General features: G+C 62.3%; 17 protein-coding genes. 9 read left to right on the forward strand and 8 right to left on the reverse strand.

The features are described from left to right. Positions 1-6 precede the first annotated feature (6 nt). Positions 7-327, reverse strand: coding sequence for a DUF3301 domain-containing protein (locus tag LVE68_RS16295; protein ID WP_232941498.1), 321 nt, complete (start codon positions 325-327; stop codon positions 7-9). A 51-nt stretch (positions 328-378) separates the two neighbouring features. Here LVE68_RS16295 and LVE68_RS16300 point away from each other — a divergent pair, with 51 nt between their 5' ends. From LVE68_RS16300 to LVE68_RS16310, 3 genes are all read left to right on the forward strand, one after another. Further along, positions 379-1,074 (forward strand): SDR family oxidoreductase, encoded by a 696-nt coding sequence (locus tag LVE68_RS16300; protein ID WP_232941499.1) that lies wholly within the window; start codon positions 379-381, stop codon positions 1,072-1,074. 157 nt (positions 1,075-1,231) lie between these two features. Beyond that, on the forward strand, positions 1,232-1,876 hold the full coding sequence (locus tag LVE68_RS16305; RefSeq protein WP_232941500.1) for an RNA polymerase factor sigma-70: 645 nt from the start codon (positions 1,232-1,234) through the stop codon (positions 1,874-1,876). Next, positions 1,873-2,106, forward strand: coding sequence for a zf-HC2 domain-containing protein (locus LVE68_RS16310; RefSeq protein ID WP_232941501.1), 234 nt, complete (start codon positions 1,873-1,875; stop codon positions 2,104-2,106). Before LVE68_RS16305 ends, LVE68_RS16310 begins: the two co-directional genes overlap by 4 nt. Before the next feature lie 60 nt (positions 2,107-2,166). Here the strand turns inward: LVE68_RS16310 and LVE68_RS16315 are convergent, their stop codons facing one another. Further along, the gene (locus LVE68_RS16315) at positions 2,167-2,481 is read right to left on the reverse strand and encodes a GIY-YIG nuclease family protein (protein ID WP_232941502.1); all 315 of its coding nucleotides are present in this window, start codon (positions 2,479-2,481) and stop codon (positions 2,167-2,169) included. Positions 2,482-3,092: 611 nt separating this feature from the next. Between LVE68_RS16315 and LVE68_RS16320 the strand changes: the two genes are divergently transcribed. After that, a complete protein-coding gene (locus LVE68_RS16320) occupies positions 3,093-3,257 on the forward strand; it encodes a hypothetical protein (protein WP_232941503.1) in 165 nt (54 codons plus the stop codon). A gap of 504 nt (positions 3,258-3,761) precedes the next feature. On the opposite strand, the gene LVE68_RS16325 is transcribed toward LVE68_RS16320, so the two are convergent. Next, on the reverse strand, positions 3,762-4,217 hold the full coding sequence (locus LVE68_RS16325) for an Rrf2 family transcriptional regulator (RefSeq protein ID WP_232941504.1): 456 nt from the start codon (positions 4,215-4,217) through the stop codon (positions 3,762-3,764). After that, positions 4,214-4,639, reverse strand: coding sequence for a YbaN family protein (locus LVE68_RS16330; protein ID WP_232941505.1), 426 nt, complete (start codon positions 4,637-4,639; stop codon positions 4,214-4,216). The genes LVE68_RS16325 and LVE68_RS16330 overlap by 4 nt, the downstream gene beginning before the upstream one ends. A 144-nt stretch (positions 4,640-4,783) precedes the next feature. On the opposite strand from LVE68_RS16330, the gene ytfE reads away from it, so the two are divergent. Together ytfE and LVE68_RS16340 are read left to right on the forward strand one after the other, a co-directional pair. Further along, a complete protein-coding gene (gene ytfE / locus LVE68_RS16335; RefSeq protein WP_232941506.1) occupies positions 4,784-5,470 on the forward strand; it encodes an iron-sulfur cluster repair protein YtfE in 687 nt (228 codons plus the stop codon). Positions 5,471-5,488: 18 nt separating this feature from the next. Next, entirely contained in the window at positions 5,489-7,858 is a 2,370-nt protein-coding gene (locus tag LVE68_RS16340; RefSeq protein ID WP_232941507.1) for a nitric-oxide reductase large subunit, read from the forward strand. 152 nt (positions 7,859-8,010) lie between these two features. Here LVE68_RS16340 and LVE68_RS16345 read toward each other — a convergent pair whose 3' ends face one another. Further along, positions 8,011-9,105 carry a PA0069 family radical SAM protein gene (locus LVE68_RS16345; protein WP_232941508.1) on the reverse strand — a complete coding sequence of 365 codons (1,095 nt, stop codon included), beginning with the start codon at positions 9,103-9,105 and terminating at the stop codon, positions 8,011-8,013. 122 nt (positions 9,106-9,227) lie between these two features. Between LVE68_RS16345 and LVE68_RS16350 the strand changes: the two genes are divergently transcribed. Together LVE68_RS16350 and LVE68_RS16355 are read left to right on the forward strand one after the other, a co-directional pair. Then, the gene (locus LVE68_RS16350; protein WP_232941509.1) at positions 9,228-10,772 is read left to right on the forward strand and encodes an FMN-binding glutamate synthase family protein; all 1,545 of its coding nucleotides are present in this window, start codon (positions 9,228-9,230) and stop codon (positions 10,770-10,772) included. After that, a complete protein-coding gene (locus tag LVE68_RS16355; RefSeq protein ID WP_232941510.1) occupies positions 10,772-12,040 on the forward strand; it encodes a cation:proton antiporter in 1,269 nt (422 codons plus the stop codon). Before LVE68_RS16350 ends, LVE68_RS16355 begins: the two co-directional genes overlap by 1 nt. Here LVE68_RS16355 and LVE68_RS16360 read toward each other — a convergent pair. Next, positions 12,024-12,578: a DUF1439 domain-containing protein gene (locus tag LVE68_RS16360; protein WP_232941511.1), complete on the reverse strand. Its 555-nt coding sequence runs from the start codon at positions 12,576-12,578 to the stop codon at positions 12,024-12,026. The two genes, LVE68_RS16355 and LVE68_RS16360, sit on opposite strands and share 17 nt — an antisense overlap. A 206-nt stretch (positions 12,579-12,784) precedes the next feature. Here LVE68_RS16360 and LVE68_RS16365 point away from each other — a divergent pair, with 206 nt between their 5' ends. After that, the gene (locus LVE68_RS16365) at positions 12,785-13,480 is read left to right on the forward strand and encodes an alpha/beta fold hydrolase (protein WP_232941512.1); all 696 of its coding nucleotides are present in this window, start codon (positions 12,785-12,787) and stop codon (positions 13,478-13,480) included. Between the two features lie 42 nt (positions 13,481-13,522). On the opposite strand, the gene sodC is transcribed toward LVE68_RS16365, so the two are convergent. Beyond that, on the reverse strand, positions 13,523-14,053 hold the full coding sequence (sodC, locus tag LVE68_RS16370) for a superoxide dismutase family protein (protein WP_232941513.1): 531 nt from the start codon (positions 14,051-14,053) through the stop codon (positions 13,523-13,525). A gap of 298 nt (positions 14,054-14,351) precedes the next feature. Further along, the gene (tdh, locus tag LVE68_RS16375) at positions 14,352-15,377 is read right to left on the reverse strand and encodes an L-threonine 3-dehydrogenase (protein WP_232941514.1); all 1,026 of its coding nucleotides are present in this window, start codon (positions 15,375-15,377) and stop codon (positions 14,352-14,354) included. Between the last annotated feature and the right edge of the window lie 17 nt (positions 15,378-15,394).

The raw sequence follows: 15,394 nt of genomic DNA on the forward strand, positions 1-15,394 counted from the left end.
TACTGCTCAGGCGAGGTGGTGGGGTGACAGTTGCAGTTGCTCCACCCGATTGCCGTGCAGCACGGCGATGCCGCTGTAGCGGCGCTCGCCGGTGGAGGTGAACTCGAATTCATACTGCCGTTGCAGCGCCAGGTGGCCGCGCCGGTTGCGCCGCAGCCGTGTGCGTACCAGCATCACGGTGTCGTCCAGCAACTGCACGCCCAGCTGCCGGCAATGGGAGGCCGCAGCCCGGCGCGCCAGCTCCTTGGCCGCCATCCCGGCCCAGAAGTACCAGCCCACCAGCACCAGCAGGAATACCCAGAGTAGATCGCCCAGTGAGTAATACATTTCCGCAAGCTTGTTATGATTGGCGGGCAAGAATAACACGAAGGAGTCGTTATGCCCGGCACCGTACTAATCACTGGCTGCAATCGCGGTATTGGCCTGGAGATGACCCGCCAGTTCTCCGAGGATGGCTGGCGGGTCTTCGCCACCTGCCGCGATAAGGCCTGTGCCGATGAACTGCGCGCCCTGGAGCAGCAGTACCCGCAGCTGGAGGTCCACTGCCTGGATGTCACCGATTACCGGCAGATGGCGCAGCTGGCGGAGACACTGGGAGACCAGCCGATCGATATCCTGGTCAGCAATGCCGGCTACTACGGGCCCAAGGGGAGCCTGTTCGGCCGTGTCGATCGAGACGAGTGGCGCAAGGTACTGGAGGCCAACACCATCGCCCCCTACATGCTGGCAGAGACCTTCTGCGACAATGTCGCCCGGGGCGAGCGCAAGGTGATTGCGGTGCTGTCCAGCAAAGTGGGCAGTATCGCCGACAACAGCTCCGGGGGCGGGTATATCTATCGGACCTCCAAAACCGCAGTCAACCAGGTGGTCAAGAGTCTCTCCGTTGACCTGCGCGAGCGCGGGATCACTGTGCTCGCCCTGCACCCGGGCTGGGTGCAGACGGATATGGGTGGCCCCAATGCCCTGATTTCAGCGGAGGAAAGCGTTGCCGGGTTGAGAAAGGTAATGCTGGGCGCCGGCCCGGAGCAAAGCGGTCACTTCATCAATTACGATGGTACAGAGATACCCTGGTGACGCCGGCAACTGCGACCAGTGCCGGTGGCGGCGTTTGCGGCCGCAAGGTTTCACCGGGTTGTAACAAATCCACCGGCACCTGCGACAGAGTGGTAACTCCGGGGTTGCAGGGCGCCAGCGCATCAGCGTACCGGGCCACAGATTCGGGAGAGAGCAATTGAGCGAGCAGACGGCGCGAGGTCCCGCTCCGGGACAAGCGGGGGAAGATACCGGACCCCTGACCGATCCGGGATACCTGGAGGAGCTGCGCCACCAGATGCAGCGGTTTGCCACCCTGCAGCTGGGAGACCCGCACCTGGCGGAGGACGCGGTGCAGGAAGCCCTGGTCGGGGCGCTTAAGAATGCCCGTTCCTTCGGTGGCCGCGCGGCACTGAAAACCTGGGTGTTCGCGATCCTGAAGAACAAGATTGCCGATGTGCTGCGCCAGCGTAGCCGCTATGTAGAGGCGGACAGCCTGCTGCGTGCGGATGCCGAGGAGAGCGACCTGGACGAGCTGTTCAACAAGCGGGGGCACTGGCGCGCCGAGGAGCGACCGGCGAAGTGGGCGGACCCGGAAGCCGCCGTGGATGACCGCGAGTTCTGGCGTATCTTCGAGGCCTGCCTGGATCACCTGCCGGGACGCCAGGCGCGGGTCTTCATGATGCGGGAGTTTATCGAGCTGGAGAGCCATGAAATCTGCGCGGCGGTGGAGATCACCGTGAGTAACCTGAATGTCACCCTGCACCGGGCCCGCCTGCGGCTGCGCGAGTGCCTGGAGAATAACTGGTTTGCCCGTGGGCAGGACCGGGGAGGAGAAGCGTGAAGAGCTGTCGAGAAGTCACCAGGCTACTTTCGGAAGCACAGGAGAGGCAGCTTGACGGGGGCGAGCGCCTGGCCCTGCGGCTGCACCTGATGATCTGCGGCGCCTGCCGCAACTTCTCCCACCAGATGACCAGCCTGCGCCATATCGCCCGTGCCTATGCGCGCGGCGCCAGTGGTGATGGTGCCGGTAACAAGTCCGGGCGGGATTCGGGGCAGGGCGAAGACAGCTGACGCACTATCCCGAAAGTCCATCCCCGAAAAAGTTATCCCCCGGTAGTTAAACCCGGGTGCTCAACCACCAGTACCGTCCTCCTCTGTCATCTCCGCGCCGGATTCAATCTCCGGCAGGGAACGGTCGCCGCGGATCAACTCCTCCTTCCAGCGTCGCGGCCACTTCTTGATCCGCGCCTCCAGCCGCAGCGCCGCTGACTTGTCCGCGGCGCCACACTGGAAGGCCAGTGACAGCGGCCCGCGCCCCCGCAGGGCCTTGGCCGCCCTGGCTCCACCGGCGTCGTGCTCGGCAAAGCGTCGCTCCACATCGGTGGTGATCCCTGTGTACAGGGTGCCGGCGGCAGTGCGGATCAGGTAGAGGGACCAGTCACTCAAAATACATTTCCACGGGTTAGCTTGCGGCTATTTTCCATCATCGGCCAGCGGAATGGGAGAGGTGCACTGGCCCGGCGGCAGCACCTTATAACCGCCCGCTACTGGCTAAGAAGCTTTTGCTTGCCACAAACACCATACCCATGGAGTTTCAGGCAATGATCGACCACTTATCTGATATCGACTGCGGGCTGGAATCGGCAGAATAGCCTGCATGGACTGACCCGCTGACAGCGGCGGGGTTAGGGAACCTCTGGATACTTCCATGGCCTCTCTGGCATTCAGGCGGGGTCGCAATCAAGGCGCAGTCGCGATGGCGGGCTGGTTGCCCGTCAAGCGGCTGCAACGCAGAGTGCGGGCTCGCCTGAACGCCCCGTAGGGCAGGCCCTGAAGCGAGCATCTGCGGCGTTGCAGCCCTGGCAAATGACTAGGGCCATTCACTGCGAGTTGCGTCTTGCATCTGCACGCTTCAGGACCTGCAGAGAGGCCATGGAAGTATCCAGAGGTTCCCCGATCTCCCCGGCGGCCGCAAGGTTCAGGCAAGGATGGCTGGCTGTCGCGGCCGGGTCAAGAGGGCCGGTGTAACAACCAGGAGAGCTTTCGGGAGTGTTGCCATGAGTAGATTGAAAAAGACCGCCGGTGAATGGATGCGGTTACCGGCAGCCGGGCTGCGGGCCTTCGTGGTGGATGCCAGCCTACACCGGATCTCAGCCACTTACTCGGGCAGCAAGCGTTGCCTGACGGATGACCAGCCCCGGGGTGTAGTGCCGGGGCGCTGACACAGATTTGCCCGCGACCGGACAGCGACCCGGCCTGACGGTGAGGACACGACTATGTGCAAGCGAGTTTTTTTTGCGACGTGCAAGCGAGCTTTGTTTACGACCTTCATCGCCTTCCTTACGGCGCTGGCCTTCACCGGGCCGGCAGTATCTGAGCCGGAAGGTTTTGGCTACGAGATGAGCCAGTGGCGGTAAGCCACGGCAGTTTACAACCAGTTTTCGCGCAGTGGTTATTTAGATTTTTACCCTGGATTTCCCTGTAACCCCTTGGGCCCCGGTTAATTCCCTGCAGGTTCCCACCCCATGCCTGCAGTGATCGGGGCCGCTTTTTTCCCTTTCCCTTTCCCTTCTCTTTACTCTGCTACCCGGCGCCGCACCCTGTCTTCTCTCCATTTACGCTCGCGAATTCAACGTAGCACGTATGCCCGCTGAGCGGCCTGTGGCGTGAACTTGCAGGAAGAGTTTCCGTAGCTCCCGCGGCGTTTTTCCGTCATGCTGGTGGCGCTACCGATTCCTCGCGGCGTCCTTGATATCCAACAGCTCCGCGAGCACCGGCCCCTGCCCGCCACCCACCAGGTCCTCCAGGGTGTATTCCTCGAGCGTAGCGAAAAAGCTCTCGAGTGCCCGGCCGAGAATTACCTTGAGCTGGCAAGCTGGTGTGATTACGCACTGGTTGTTGCTGCCGAAACATTCCACCATCCGGCTTTCGTCCTCGGTTTCGCGCACCAGCTTGCCGATATTGATCTCCACCGGCTCCTGCTTGAGACGCAGGCCACCATTCTTGCCCCGTACCGCCTGTATGTATCCCCTGGCGTTCAACTCCTGAACAATTTTCATCAGGTGATTCTTGGAGATCCCGTAGCTGTCGGCGATTTCCGAGATGGTACACAGGCCCTCCCTGTGCACTGCCAGGTAAATCAGGATGCGCAGCGAATAGTCGGTGTAGCGGGTGATATTCATGCTTCACTCTCCCGGGTTCCGGTGCCCGGCCGGGCGGTGGGAATGCGCCAGATGATTGCCAGTGCCGCGCAGAAACCGGCGGCGAGCGCTGCCAGCAGGGGCAGGCTGGCGTCCAGGACCCACAGCAGCAGCCAGTTTGCCGTGATCATGGTTGTGGCCAGCCACTTGGTGGAGCGCGCCAGGGTCCGCTCGCTCTGCCAGCGACGGATGGGTGGCCCGAAGCGGCGGTGATTCACGAGCCAGTGGGCCAGGCCGGAATCTGCCTTGACGCTGAGCCACACGCAGCACAGCAGAAACGGTGTCGTTGGCAACAGCGGCAGGAAGGCCCCGGCTACTGCAAGTGCCAGGCAGAGCCAGGCACAGAGCAGGTAGAACCTCTTGCGCACCCCCCGTTCCCGGTAACTCATCAACATGGGCGTCATGCGATCACTCAATTCATAAGATGCATACAGTTTACATCTTAATGAGTGGTGGCTACAATCCGCCTTAAAGATGTATTTAAAATGCTTCTTTGCGGGGTAACCCCGCACCTACCAGAAAGAGTTAATGGGTAATGGGAGACTCTGATGAACTTTCTTGACGTGCCCCTCGAGCAGCTGGCCCGGGACATCCCCGGTGCCAGTGCGGTGTTTAACCGACGGGGGCTGAGTTTCTGCTGCGGGGGTGACAGGCCGCTGGGCCAGGCAATCAGGGCGGAGGGGCTGGATGGGGACGCGATCCTCGCCGAGCTGTCCCGCCTTGCGAGCCGGCAGGAAGAATCCCGGGACTGGGGACAGGCCAGCGATGCGGAACTGATCAGCCACCTGCTCGAGCGCTTTCACCAGGTGCATCGCGAGCAGCTGGCCGAGCTGCAGCGGCTCGCCGACCGGGTGGAGGCGGTCCATGGCGACAAGCCGCAGTGCCCGCGAGGGCTGGCGGCGCACCTGCAGCAGATGTCCCGCGAGCTTGAACAGCACATGGCCAAGGAGGAGCAGATCCTGTTTCCCATGCTGGCCCGGGGGCAGGGCGGTATGGCCGCCGGCCCAATCCAGGTGATGTTGCACGAGCACGACGAGCATGCCGCCTCAATCGGGGAGATCGATCGCCTGACTGATGGCATCACCACGCCGGCGGGCGCATGCAATACCTGGCGCGCCCTCTACCGGGGGTTGGAGGCCTTCAAGGCCGACCTGCAGGAGCATATCCGGCTCGAAAACGACATTCTTTTTGCACGCAATTTACAGAGTACACAGAGCACAAGCCCGCGCGCATAAGGGGCTTAGGGGGAAATCATGAAGCAGTATTACAAGCTGTGGTGGACGCTGATTGCGATCCTCGCAGTGACCTTCGGGATCCTGGGCTATTTCGGTAAGGAGGTCTACCGCGCTGCGCCGCCAATCCCGGACCAGGTGGTGTCCGAAGAGGGCACGGTATTGATGACGCGGGAGAGTATCCTTGACGGCCAGACTGCATGGCAGTCGGTGGGGGGGATGCAGCTGGGCTCGGTGTGGGGCCACGGTGCCTACCAGGCGCCGGACTGGACTGCCGACTGGCTGCACCGGGAGCTGGTGAACTGGCTCGACCTGGCGGCGCAGGACAATTACGGCAAGCCTTACGATGAGCTGGACGGCGCGCAGCAGAATGCCCTGCAGTACGAACTGAAGCGGGCCTACCGCAGCAACAGCTTCGACCCGCAGACCGGTAAGCTGGTGCTCTCCGAAAGGCGGGTTGAGGCCATCCGCGCCACTGCGGGGTACTATCACCGCCTGTTCGGCGATGCGCCGGAGCTGCAGCAGACGCGCAGCAGTTACGCCATGAAGGAGGCCACGCTGCCGAGTGCGGAGCGTCGCGAGCGACTGACAGAGTTCTTCTTCTGGACAGCGTGGGCCGCGGCGACCGAGCGGACCCCGGGTGAGGCAACCTATACCAACAACTGGCCCCACGAGCCGCTGATCGACAATGTGCCGACCGCGGAAAATGTCGTCTGGTCCATTGTCAGCGTGGTGCTGCTGATCGCCGGCATCGGCGGCCTGGTGTGGGCCTGGTCTTTTGCCCGCAGCAAGGACGAGGAGAACCCCGTAGCGCCCGCCACCGATCCCCTCACCAGCTTCGCCCTCACGCCTTCGCAACGGGCACTGGGCAAATACCTGTTTATCGTGGTGGCCCTGTTCACTTTCCAGGTTTTCCTGGGCGGCTTTACTGCCCACTACACGGTAGAGGGGCAGGGCTTTTACGGGATAGATACATCGAAGTGGTTCCCCTATAGCCTGGTGCGCACCTGGCACATCCAGTCGGCGCTGTTCTGGATCGCCACGGGCTTTCTCGCCGCGGGCCTGTTCCTGGCGCCAATCATCAATGGCGGGCGCGACCCGAAATACCAGAAGCTTGGTGTGGATATCCTGTTCTGGGCCCTGGTGGCGGTGGTCGCGGGCTCGTTTATCGGCAACTACCTGGCCATCGCCCAGGTGATGCCGCCCGAGTGGAGTTTCTGGCTGGGACACCAGGGCTACGAGTACGTGGACCTTGGCCGCCTGTGGCAGATCGGCAAGTTCACCGGTGTGGCCTTCTGGCTGGTGCTAATGCTCCGCGCCATCGTGCCGGCGCTGCGCCAGCCGGGTGACAAGCACCTGCTTGCCCTGCTGACGGCGTCGGTAATCGCCATCGGCCTCTTCTACGGTGCCGGCTTCTTCTACGGCGAGAAGACCCATATCTCCATCATGGAGTACTGGCGCTGGTGGATCGTGCACCTGTGGGTAGAGGGTTTCTTCGAGGTCTTTGCCACTGCGGCGCTGGCGTTCATCTTCTGCAGCATGGGGCTGGTGTCCAAGCGCATGGCCACTGTTGCTGCATTGGGTTCCGCCTCGCTGTTCATGCTGGGTGGCATACCGGGCACCTTCCACCACCTGTACTTTTCCGGCACCACCACCCCGGTGATGGCGGTAGGGGCGACTTTCAGTGCGCTCGAGGTGGTACCGCTGATCGTGCTGGGTTACGAAGCCTGGGAGCATTACAGCCTCAAGAGCCGCGCGCCCTGGATGCAGCAGCTGAAGTGGCCGCTGATGTTCTTCGTCGCCGTGGCCTTCTGGAACATGCTGGGTGCCGGCGTGCTGGGCTTCTCCATCAACCCGCCGATCGCGCTCTACTATGTGCAGGGCCTGAATACCACCGCCACCCATGCCCACGCGGCACTGTTCGGGGTCTATGGTTTCCTCGCGCTCGGCTTCACCCTGCTGGTGCTGCGCTATATCCGTCCATCCCTGCTATTTGACGAGAAGCTGATGAAAACCGCCTTCTGGTGGCTGAACGGGGGCCTGGTGCTGATGCTGTTCACCAGCCTGCTGCCGGTCGGCATCATCCAGTTTGTTGCCAGCGCCTCCGAGGGACTCTGGTATGCGCGTAGCGAGGGCTTTATGCAGGGCGGCCTGCTGCAGACGCTGCGCTGGGTGCGCACTATCGGCGACGTGGTATTTATCGTCGGCGCGTTGGCGGTGGCCTGGCAGGTGGTCAAGGGGCTGCTGGTGACTGACACCACGGTGCCCGGCGAGAAGGTAGTTTCCGCTCGCGCCGGATTTCCGGAATATGCGGGGGAGACCTCACCGGGATTCAGTGCCGGTGCCGAGATGACAGCCGGTCAACTGGCTGACAGCGGCGAGACGCGCTAGCGCGGTCCCCCTTTAACCTTAACGGGGGAGTTTGACTCCCCGGCCCGATAGGAAAAAGGCGATGCATTGCATCGCCTTTTTCATTCATGGCGGTCGCGGTGCCCGTCGGGTTGCCTCCCCCCTGTACCCATTCTCTGAGATCCTCTGCCCGCCTAGAGACTGAACAGGTCCCCCTGGTCCCCGGGTGCGGCCGGCGGCTGAAAGCGGTTGCAGTCCAGTTTCAGTCTGCGCCGGTTTAGTCCCAGCCTCTTGATTGCCACGCGAAAGCGCTGTTGCAACAGCTGTGCGAAGACTCCGGTACCGGTCTGGCGCTGGGAAAAGTCACTCTGGTAATCCCGGCCGCCGCGGCTCTGCTGCACGATGCTCATCACGTGTGCAGCACGCTGCGGGTAATGTACCTGCAGCCACTGGCGAAACAGTGGCGCCACTTCGTGGGGCAGCCGCAGCAGGATATAAGCAGCCTGTGAGGCTCCCGCATCGACCGCTGCCTGCAGGATTGCCTCCAGTTCGCTGTCGTTCAGTGCCGGAATCATCGGCGCGGCCATGACCGCGGTGGGGATCCCGGCGGCCGACAGTGCCTCCAGTGTGCGCAGGCGTGCTGTCGGGCCGGCGGTGCGCGGCTCCAGCTTTCGCTTCAGTTCCCTGTCCAGGGTAGTTACGCTGATGGCCACATGGCACAGGTTGTCCTGCGCCATTTCCGCCAGCAGCGGCAGGTCGCGCAGGACCAGCTGGCCCTTGGTGACGATGGTGACCGGCTGCTGGAAGCGCTGCATCACTTCAAGCAGCTGCCGGGTGATGCGCTTCTGTTTTTCCAGCGGCTGGTAGGGATCGGTGTTGGAGCCCAGCGCGATGGGTGAGCACCGGTAACTGGGTTTGCGCAGGGCCTGTTCCAGTAACCCGGCAGCATTGGCCTTGAAGAACAGCCGGCTCTCGAAATCCAGCCCTGGTGACAGGTCCACGTAGGCATGGGCCGGACGCGCATAGCAGTAGACACAGCCATGCTCACAGCCCCGGTAGGGGTTGATCGACTGGCTGAAGGGCAGGTCCGGTGAGTTATTGGTGGCAATGATCGACCTGGCCTTTTCCTCGATGGCCTCTGTCAGCAGTCGCTCCAGCGGTTCCGGTTCTATCTCCCAGCCGTCGCTCTCGCGGGTGCTGGCCTGCGGCACAAAGCGGCCAGCCAGGTTGCTGGCTACGCCGCGGCCGGTGCGGACCTGCAAGGGGTTGGAAGGATCTTCGTTTGCCATCTGGGATTCAGGGTTTTGTTTACTGTATAAATGTACAGTTTATGGCGGGCGGGCAGGTACATGCAAGTGTGACCCGCAAGGCATACAATGAAGCGCAAGACAGTCATAACCGGAAGTGGGCCATGGATCTAGACGTAGTCGATGCTATCCGCGCCTTTGTGGTGCAGGTTTTACAGGTTTTTGCGCTGTTGTTCGCGTTCGCACTGGTGGTCCTGCTGCTCTATGTCATCTACGTCTACCTGTCCGATGTCAGCCAGACCAAGCATGCCATCCGGCGCAATTACCCGGTAATCGGGCACCTGCGGTACAAGTTTGAGCACCTGGGCGAATTCTTTCGCCAGTATTTCTTTGCCCTGGACCGGGAGGAGCTGCCCTTCAATCGCGCCCAGCGCAGCTGGGTCTACCGTGCGGCCAAGAACGTGGACTCCACCCTGGCGTTTGGTTCGACCCGGCCGCTGAACCAGCCCGGTGATGTCCTGTTCCTGAACCATCCCTTTCCCACTCTGGAAAAAGACGCCGTGCCCCCGACGCCGGTGACAGTGGGGGAGGGCTACGCCGCCCAGCCTTACACCACCAGTTCCTTCTTCAATATCTCCGGCATGAGCTTTGGTGCCCTGTCGGTACCTGCGGTGAGGGCGCTGTCCCACGGTGCGGCCAGGGCGGGAATCTGGCTCAACACCGGCGAGGGTGGCCTGGCGCCGGAACACCTGGAAGGCGGTTGTGACGTGGTCTTCCAGATCGGCACGGCAAAATACGGCGTGCGCGATGCCGAGGGCTGCCTGTCAGACGAGAAACTGGCAGCTGTGGCTGCCCACGAGCAGGTGCGCATGTTCGAGCTGAAGCTGTCCCAGGGTGCCAAGCCTGGCAAGGGCGGTATCCTCCCGGGGATCAAGGTCACCGCGGAGATCGCGCACATCCGTGGTATTCCCGAGGGGCAGGACTCCATCAGTCCCAATGCGCACCCGGAGTTCGGGGACGTGGACGGCCTGCTGGATATGCTGGTGCATATTCGCGAGGTGAGCGGCAAGCCCACCGGGTTCAAGTGCGTGATCGGTACCAGTGACTGGCTGCACCAGATGTGCGAGGCGATCCAGCGGCGCGGCCCGGAAAGCGCGCCGGATTTTATTACCGTCGACAGCGCCGATGGCGGCAGCGGCGCGGCGCCGCAGAGCCTGATGGATTACATGGGGCTGCCGCTGAACCGCAGCCTGCCACTGGTGGTGGACCTGCTGGACCAGTACGGGTTGCGCGATCGCATCAAGGTGATCTGTGCCGGCAAGTTACTGACTCCGTCCATGGTGGCCTGGGCCCTGGCGATGGGGGCGGATTTCGTCAACTGCGGGCGCGGCTTTATGTTCTCACTGGGCTGTATCCAGGCGATGCAGTGCAACAAGAACACCTGCCCGACAGGGGTAACCACCCACAACCCGGACCTGCAGCAGGGACTGGATCCGGTGGACAAGGCGGAGCGGGTCTATAACTACGCGCGCAATATGGCCTATGAAGTGGGCTATATCGCCCACTCCTGCGGTGTGGCGGAGCCGCGCCAGTTGCGCCGCCACCATGTGGAGGTGATCAACGAACGTGGCGTGGCGGTACCCCTCAGCGAGCTGGTGCCGGCGGTCAAGCCCAAGTCGGTAATTGCCAGCGACCGGGGGGTGGAATAGTGGACGGCGTAACCACCCTGGTGGGGCAGGGACTGTATATGGCGGTGGCCGCGGTGGTGGGCCTGGGGCTGGCGCGGGTGCTGCGCACGGATAACACACTCGGTTGCCTGGTGGCCGGGGTGTTGGCCGGGATGCTGTTGCCGGTGATTGATTTCGATACCGGTATCCGCGCGGACAACCTGCACCAGCTGGTGTTCTTCGTCATACTGCCGGTGCTGATTTTCGAGGCGGCCTGGCGTATCGAGCCATCGCTGCTGAAACGCTGGATTGGCCCAATCCTGCTGCTCGCCACCCTGGGCGCAGTGATCACAGCCCTGCTGGTCGGCCTGCTCCTCTACTACGGGATCGACCACCCCGGTTTTCCCTGGATCGCGGCTTTCCTGACCGGCGCCATCCTGGCCGCGACCGACCCGGTCGCTGTAATCAACCGCCTGCGCCAGTCCGGTGCGGACGAGGAATTGTTGACGCTGGTGGAAGGCGAGAGCCTGTTCAACGACGCCGCCGCCATCGTACTGTTCTCGCTGGTCCTCGGGGTGGCTTCCCACAGTGTCATGGAGGGCGCGACGGCAACCGGCGAGCCACTTGCCGGTGCGGGTACGGTCGCGTTGTATTTTGCGGTGATTTTTTTTGGTGGCCTGGCGCTGGGATTGCTGTGCGGGCTGGTAACCGCGATTGTGGTGCTGTTCCTGCGCTCTGCCGGCGCAGCACTTGTCACCCTGGTACTTTCCGCCTTCGGTACCTTTTACCTGGCGGAGCATGTGGTCCACGTGTCAGGGATCCTGGCGGTGATGGTCTGCGCCATCGTTGCGCGCACATGCCTGCGTGAACAGGAAGAGACCTACCTGTCCGATGCGGGTCCCACCTGGGAGTGGCTGGCGCTGCTGTTCAGCGCACTCATCTTCGTGATTATGGGGCTGGTAATCACCCCTGGCATGTTTGCCAGCCACTGGCTGTCGATGCTGATCGCAATCGCCGCGGCGGTGGGTGCGCGGGCTCTGGCGATCTTCCTGGTGGCACCTTTGAGCGGCTTTGTGGGGCCCCCGATTCCCAAGCCCTGGCGAGTGCTGCTGAGCTGGGGTGGGCTACGCGGCGTCATTGCCCTGGCGCTGGTGTTGTCCCTGCCCACCAACCTGCCCTACTGGTACACGGTGCAGTCGATGGTTTTCGGGGTGGTGCTGTTTTCACTGCTGCTACAGGGCACCACCAGCAGTTTCCTGATCCGCAAGATGTCGGCGGCAGAGGTGGTGCCACCTAGAGCCCGAGGGTAACCACCAGCTCATTGCCCTCGATATTGATGTCCTTCAGGGCCATGCGCGCCAGCCGCTGGCGAGCACTGTTGTCTTTCAGGCGGTAGATGGGATGGTTGCGGTAGTACTCGGTCAGTGCCACCTGTACGGCGTTGCGGGCCCGTGCCAGTTGCTTGTCGTCCATGCCCTCGATTTCCAGGTTTTCCACGACTATCTGCTGAAGGTAGAACTCCCCGTTTTCCGCTACGAATGACGGCACCCCGGACACATCCGCGGCCCCGCGATAGCCTTTACTTCCCTCCCGGGACTTGATGTCGAGCGTGATATCTAGCCCTGCGTTGACCCTGCCGGTTTCGGCATTCAGGGCGATTCGAGGGTTATCCAGCGTCAGGTCAAAAATCACCAGGTAAGTGCGGGTAAGCGGCAGGTTGCTTTCCAGTGTCTCCAGAATCTGCGCCTCGCTGATCCGCAATTCCACTTCCTTGCCGGAAAAATAGATGTATCCCGCCGCGATGAGTAGCAGCAGGGCGATTCCCAGGGAAACAAGAACGCGAGTCATGCGGGAATTCCTGAAATTGCAGAGGTGTATCGTGACAAAGTACGACCTTGGTCGGGTTCCGTTGCAGCTGCCGACGCCCAGAATTGTAGCAGCGAGGGCCCGGTTCCTCTTGTACACCAGTGGGGAACATTGTCGGGTACTGCTTCAAACCACGGCTGTACCGATAGAGGTCTTATCGGGCTGCCCCAGCGAGAGAGAAAACGATAATGACCAAGGTAAAATTATTGCTGGCCTGCATTCCACTGCTGCTCTTTACGGGCAGGGTTGCAGCAGCCTGCGTGGACAATGTGGTGCTTGTGCACGGCAATACGGGTTCGCCACAGGACTGGGATAATACCTACCAGGAATTGCGACAGCAGGGATACGCCGCCACGCAGATTTTCCGCCCGGACTGGGGTTCCAAGTCCTGTGCGGCCTGTAACAATCACAGTGGTTCCGAGGAGACCCCGGTGCGCAATGCCATCGAGTCCGCGCTGGACAGCTCCTGCACCGGCAGGGTCGACATCATTGGCCATTCCATGGGAGTGACCCTGGCAGCACAGCAGGTAATCGAGCTGGGCGTCCAGGCCGGTGTCGATGCTTTCGTGGGGGTGGCGGGCGCCTACCGGGGCCTGTGGAGTTGCGGTACCTATCCCTTCAATGTGTACAACAGCACCTGCGGCACTTATGGACTGTCGGTATCCAGTCCTTTCCTGGACTGGCTCTATGGCAGGGCCATCGCCAGCCGTGTGTATTCCATCAAGAGCTGGTCCGACCAGATTGTCTGTGCAACCGGTGTATGTACCGTGGGCGGCGTCCACTCCAGCCGGATTGCCGGGGAGCGGGCAAGTTACACCTATCCCTACGGGCATTTCGGCCTGCAGGAGTACACCTATGAACGCCAGGTGGCCCTGATTCGCTAGGGGCCTGTGCGCCGGGCCCCGTGAAGCGGCCCGGCGCTCCGGTTACTGGATCACACCACAGGCGACGCGGGCACCGCCGCCGCCCAGGGCTTTGGGCTCGTCGGAGTAATTGTCACCGCCGGCGTGGATCATCAGTGCGCGGCCCTTGAGGTCTGAAAGCTTCAGGCGTGGCGCCAGTACCGGGCTGGTGGCCTTGCCGTCGGCGCCCACAAACAGTGCCGGCAGGTCACCCAGGTGGCCGGTGCCCCAGGGGAAGCTGTGGCGGTTGGTTTGCTTCGGGTCGAAGTGGCCGCCTGCGGACAGGGCGGGCACCATCTTGCCGTCTTTCTCGGCCGGTTCGCAGCTGGGGTTCTGGTGCACATGGAATCCGTGCAGCGTGCCCCGGGCCGGGAGGTTCTCGAGCATTGGCGTGAAGACCACGCCATATTTGGACTGGGTGGCGACCACCTTGCCCACCGGCTTGCCCACGCCATCCTTGGTTACGGCGTGCATTTCAATAACCACGTCGGCGTGCGCGAAAGCCGCAAGCGACAGCGCAGCGGCGCCCAACAGACAACGACAGCTCAGTTTCATGGTTCTCTCCTGCGTGTGCTCCCGTATTCCCGGGATTGCGGTTCCGGTAGTCCCGGCAATGCCGCAAAATGCATTGGCGTGAAATTCAGTGCCAGGGTCCTGTCACCAGAGTCTAGAACCGATTCGACAGAACTGCTCGGTCGGATCATGCCGGGGGCAATGTTGGCGGTGAAGGTTACACCGGGAAAGTGGTGGGCGGATAAGCGGGCGCGGTGCGAGGGGCAGTACGAGACAGTGGGAAGAGGGCGGCCACGGGAGAGAGCCGGGCCGCGGGGTAGCGGCCCGGCTGCGGCAAAGCTTACTGCCAGTCCAGGATAACCTTGCCGGACTCGCCAGAACCCATGGTATCGAAGCCCTGCTGGAACTCGTCCACGGGGAACTGGTGGGTGATGATCGGGCTCAGGTCCAGGCCGGACTGGATCAGGCTGGCCATCTTGTACCAGGTCTCGAACATCTCGCGTCCGTAGATACCCTTCAGGATCAATCCCTTGAAGATCACCTGGCTCCAGTCGATCGCCATTTCACCGGGGGGGATGCCGAGCATGGCGATCTTGCCGCCGTGGTTCATGGCCTCGAGCATATCGCGGAATGCAACTGCCACACCGGACATCTCCAGGCCCACGTCAAAGCCCTCGCTCATGCCCAGCTCGTTCATGACATCGGTGAGTTTTTCCCGGCTGACGTTGACGGTGCGGGTCGCGCCCATCTTGCCGGCCAGCTCCAGGCGATAATCGTTGATGTCGGTGATAACCACATGGCGCGCACCCACGTGCCGGGCCACTGCCGCCGCCATAATACCAATGGGGCCGGCGCCGGTGATCAGCACGTCCTCGCCCACCAGGTCGAACGACAGGGCGGTGTGCACGGCGTTGCCAAACGGATCGAAGATGGAGGCCAGTTCGTCGGAAATGTTATCGGGGATCTTGAAGGCGTTCAGGGCCGGGATCACCAGGTATTCGGCGAATGCGCCCTGGCGGTCCACGCCCACGCCATAGGTATTGCGGCACAGGTGGCGACGGCCGGCGCGGCAGTTGCGGCAGTGACCGCAGGTGATATGCCCCTCGCCGGAGACCCGGTCGCCGATCTCGAAGCCGGCGACCTCCTGGCCCATGCCGACTACTTCACCCACGTACTCGTGTCCCACCACCATGGGCACGGGGATGGTCTTCTGGGACCATTCATCCCAGTTGTAAATATGCATGTCGGTGCCGCAGATCGCGGTCTTGCGGATCCGGATCAGCAGGTCATTGTGGCCCGGCTCCGGGACTTCCTCTTCGGTGAGCCAGATGCCCGGTTCAGATTTCAGTTTGGAAAGTGCTTTCATTGTTCAGTGCCAGAATA

Origin of the sequence: Microbulbifer sp. YPW16 (genome assembly GCF_021290385.1) — a bacterium.
In the GTDB taxonomy this organism is placed as follows: Bacteria; Pseudomonadota; Gammaproteobacteria; order Pseudomonadales; family Cellvibrionaceae; genus Microbulbifer; species Microbulbifer zhoushanensis.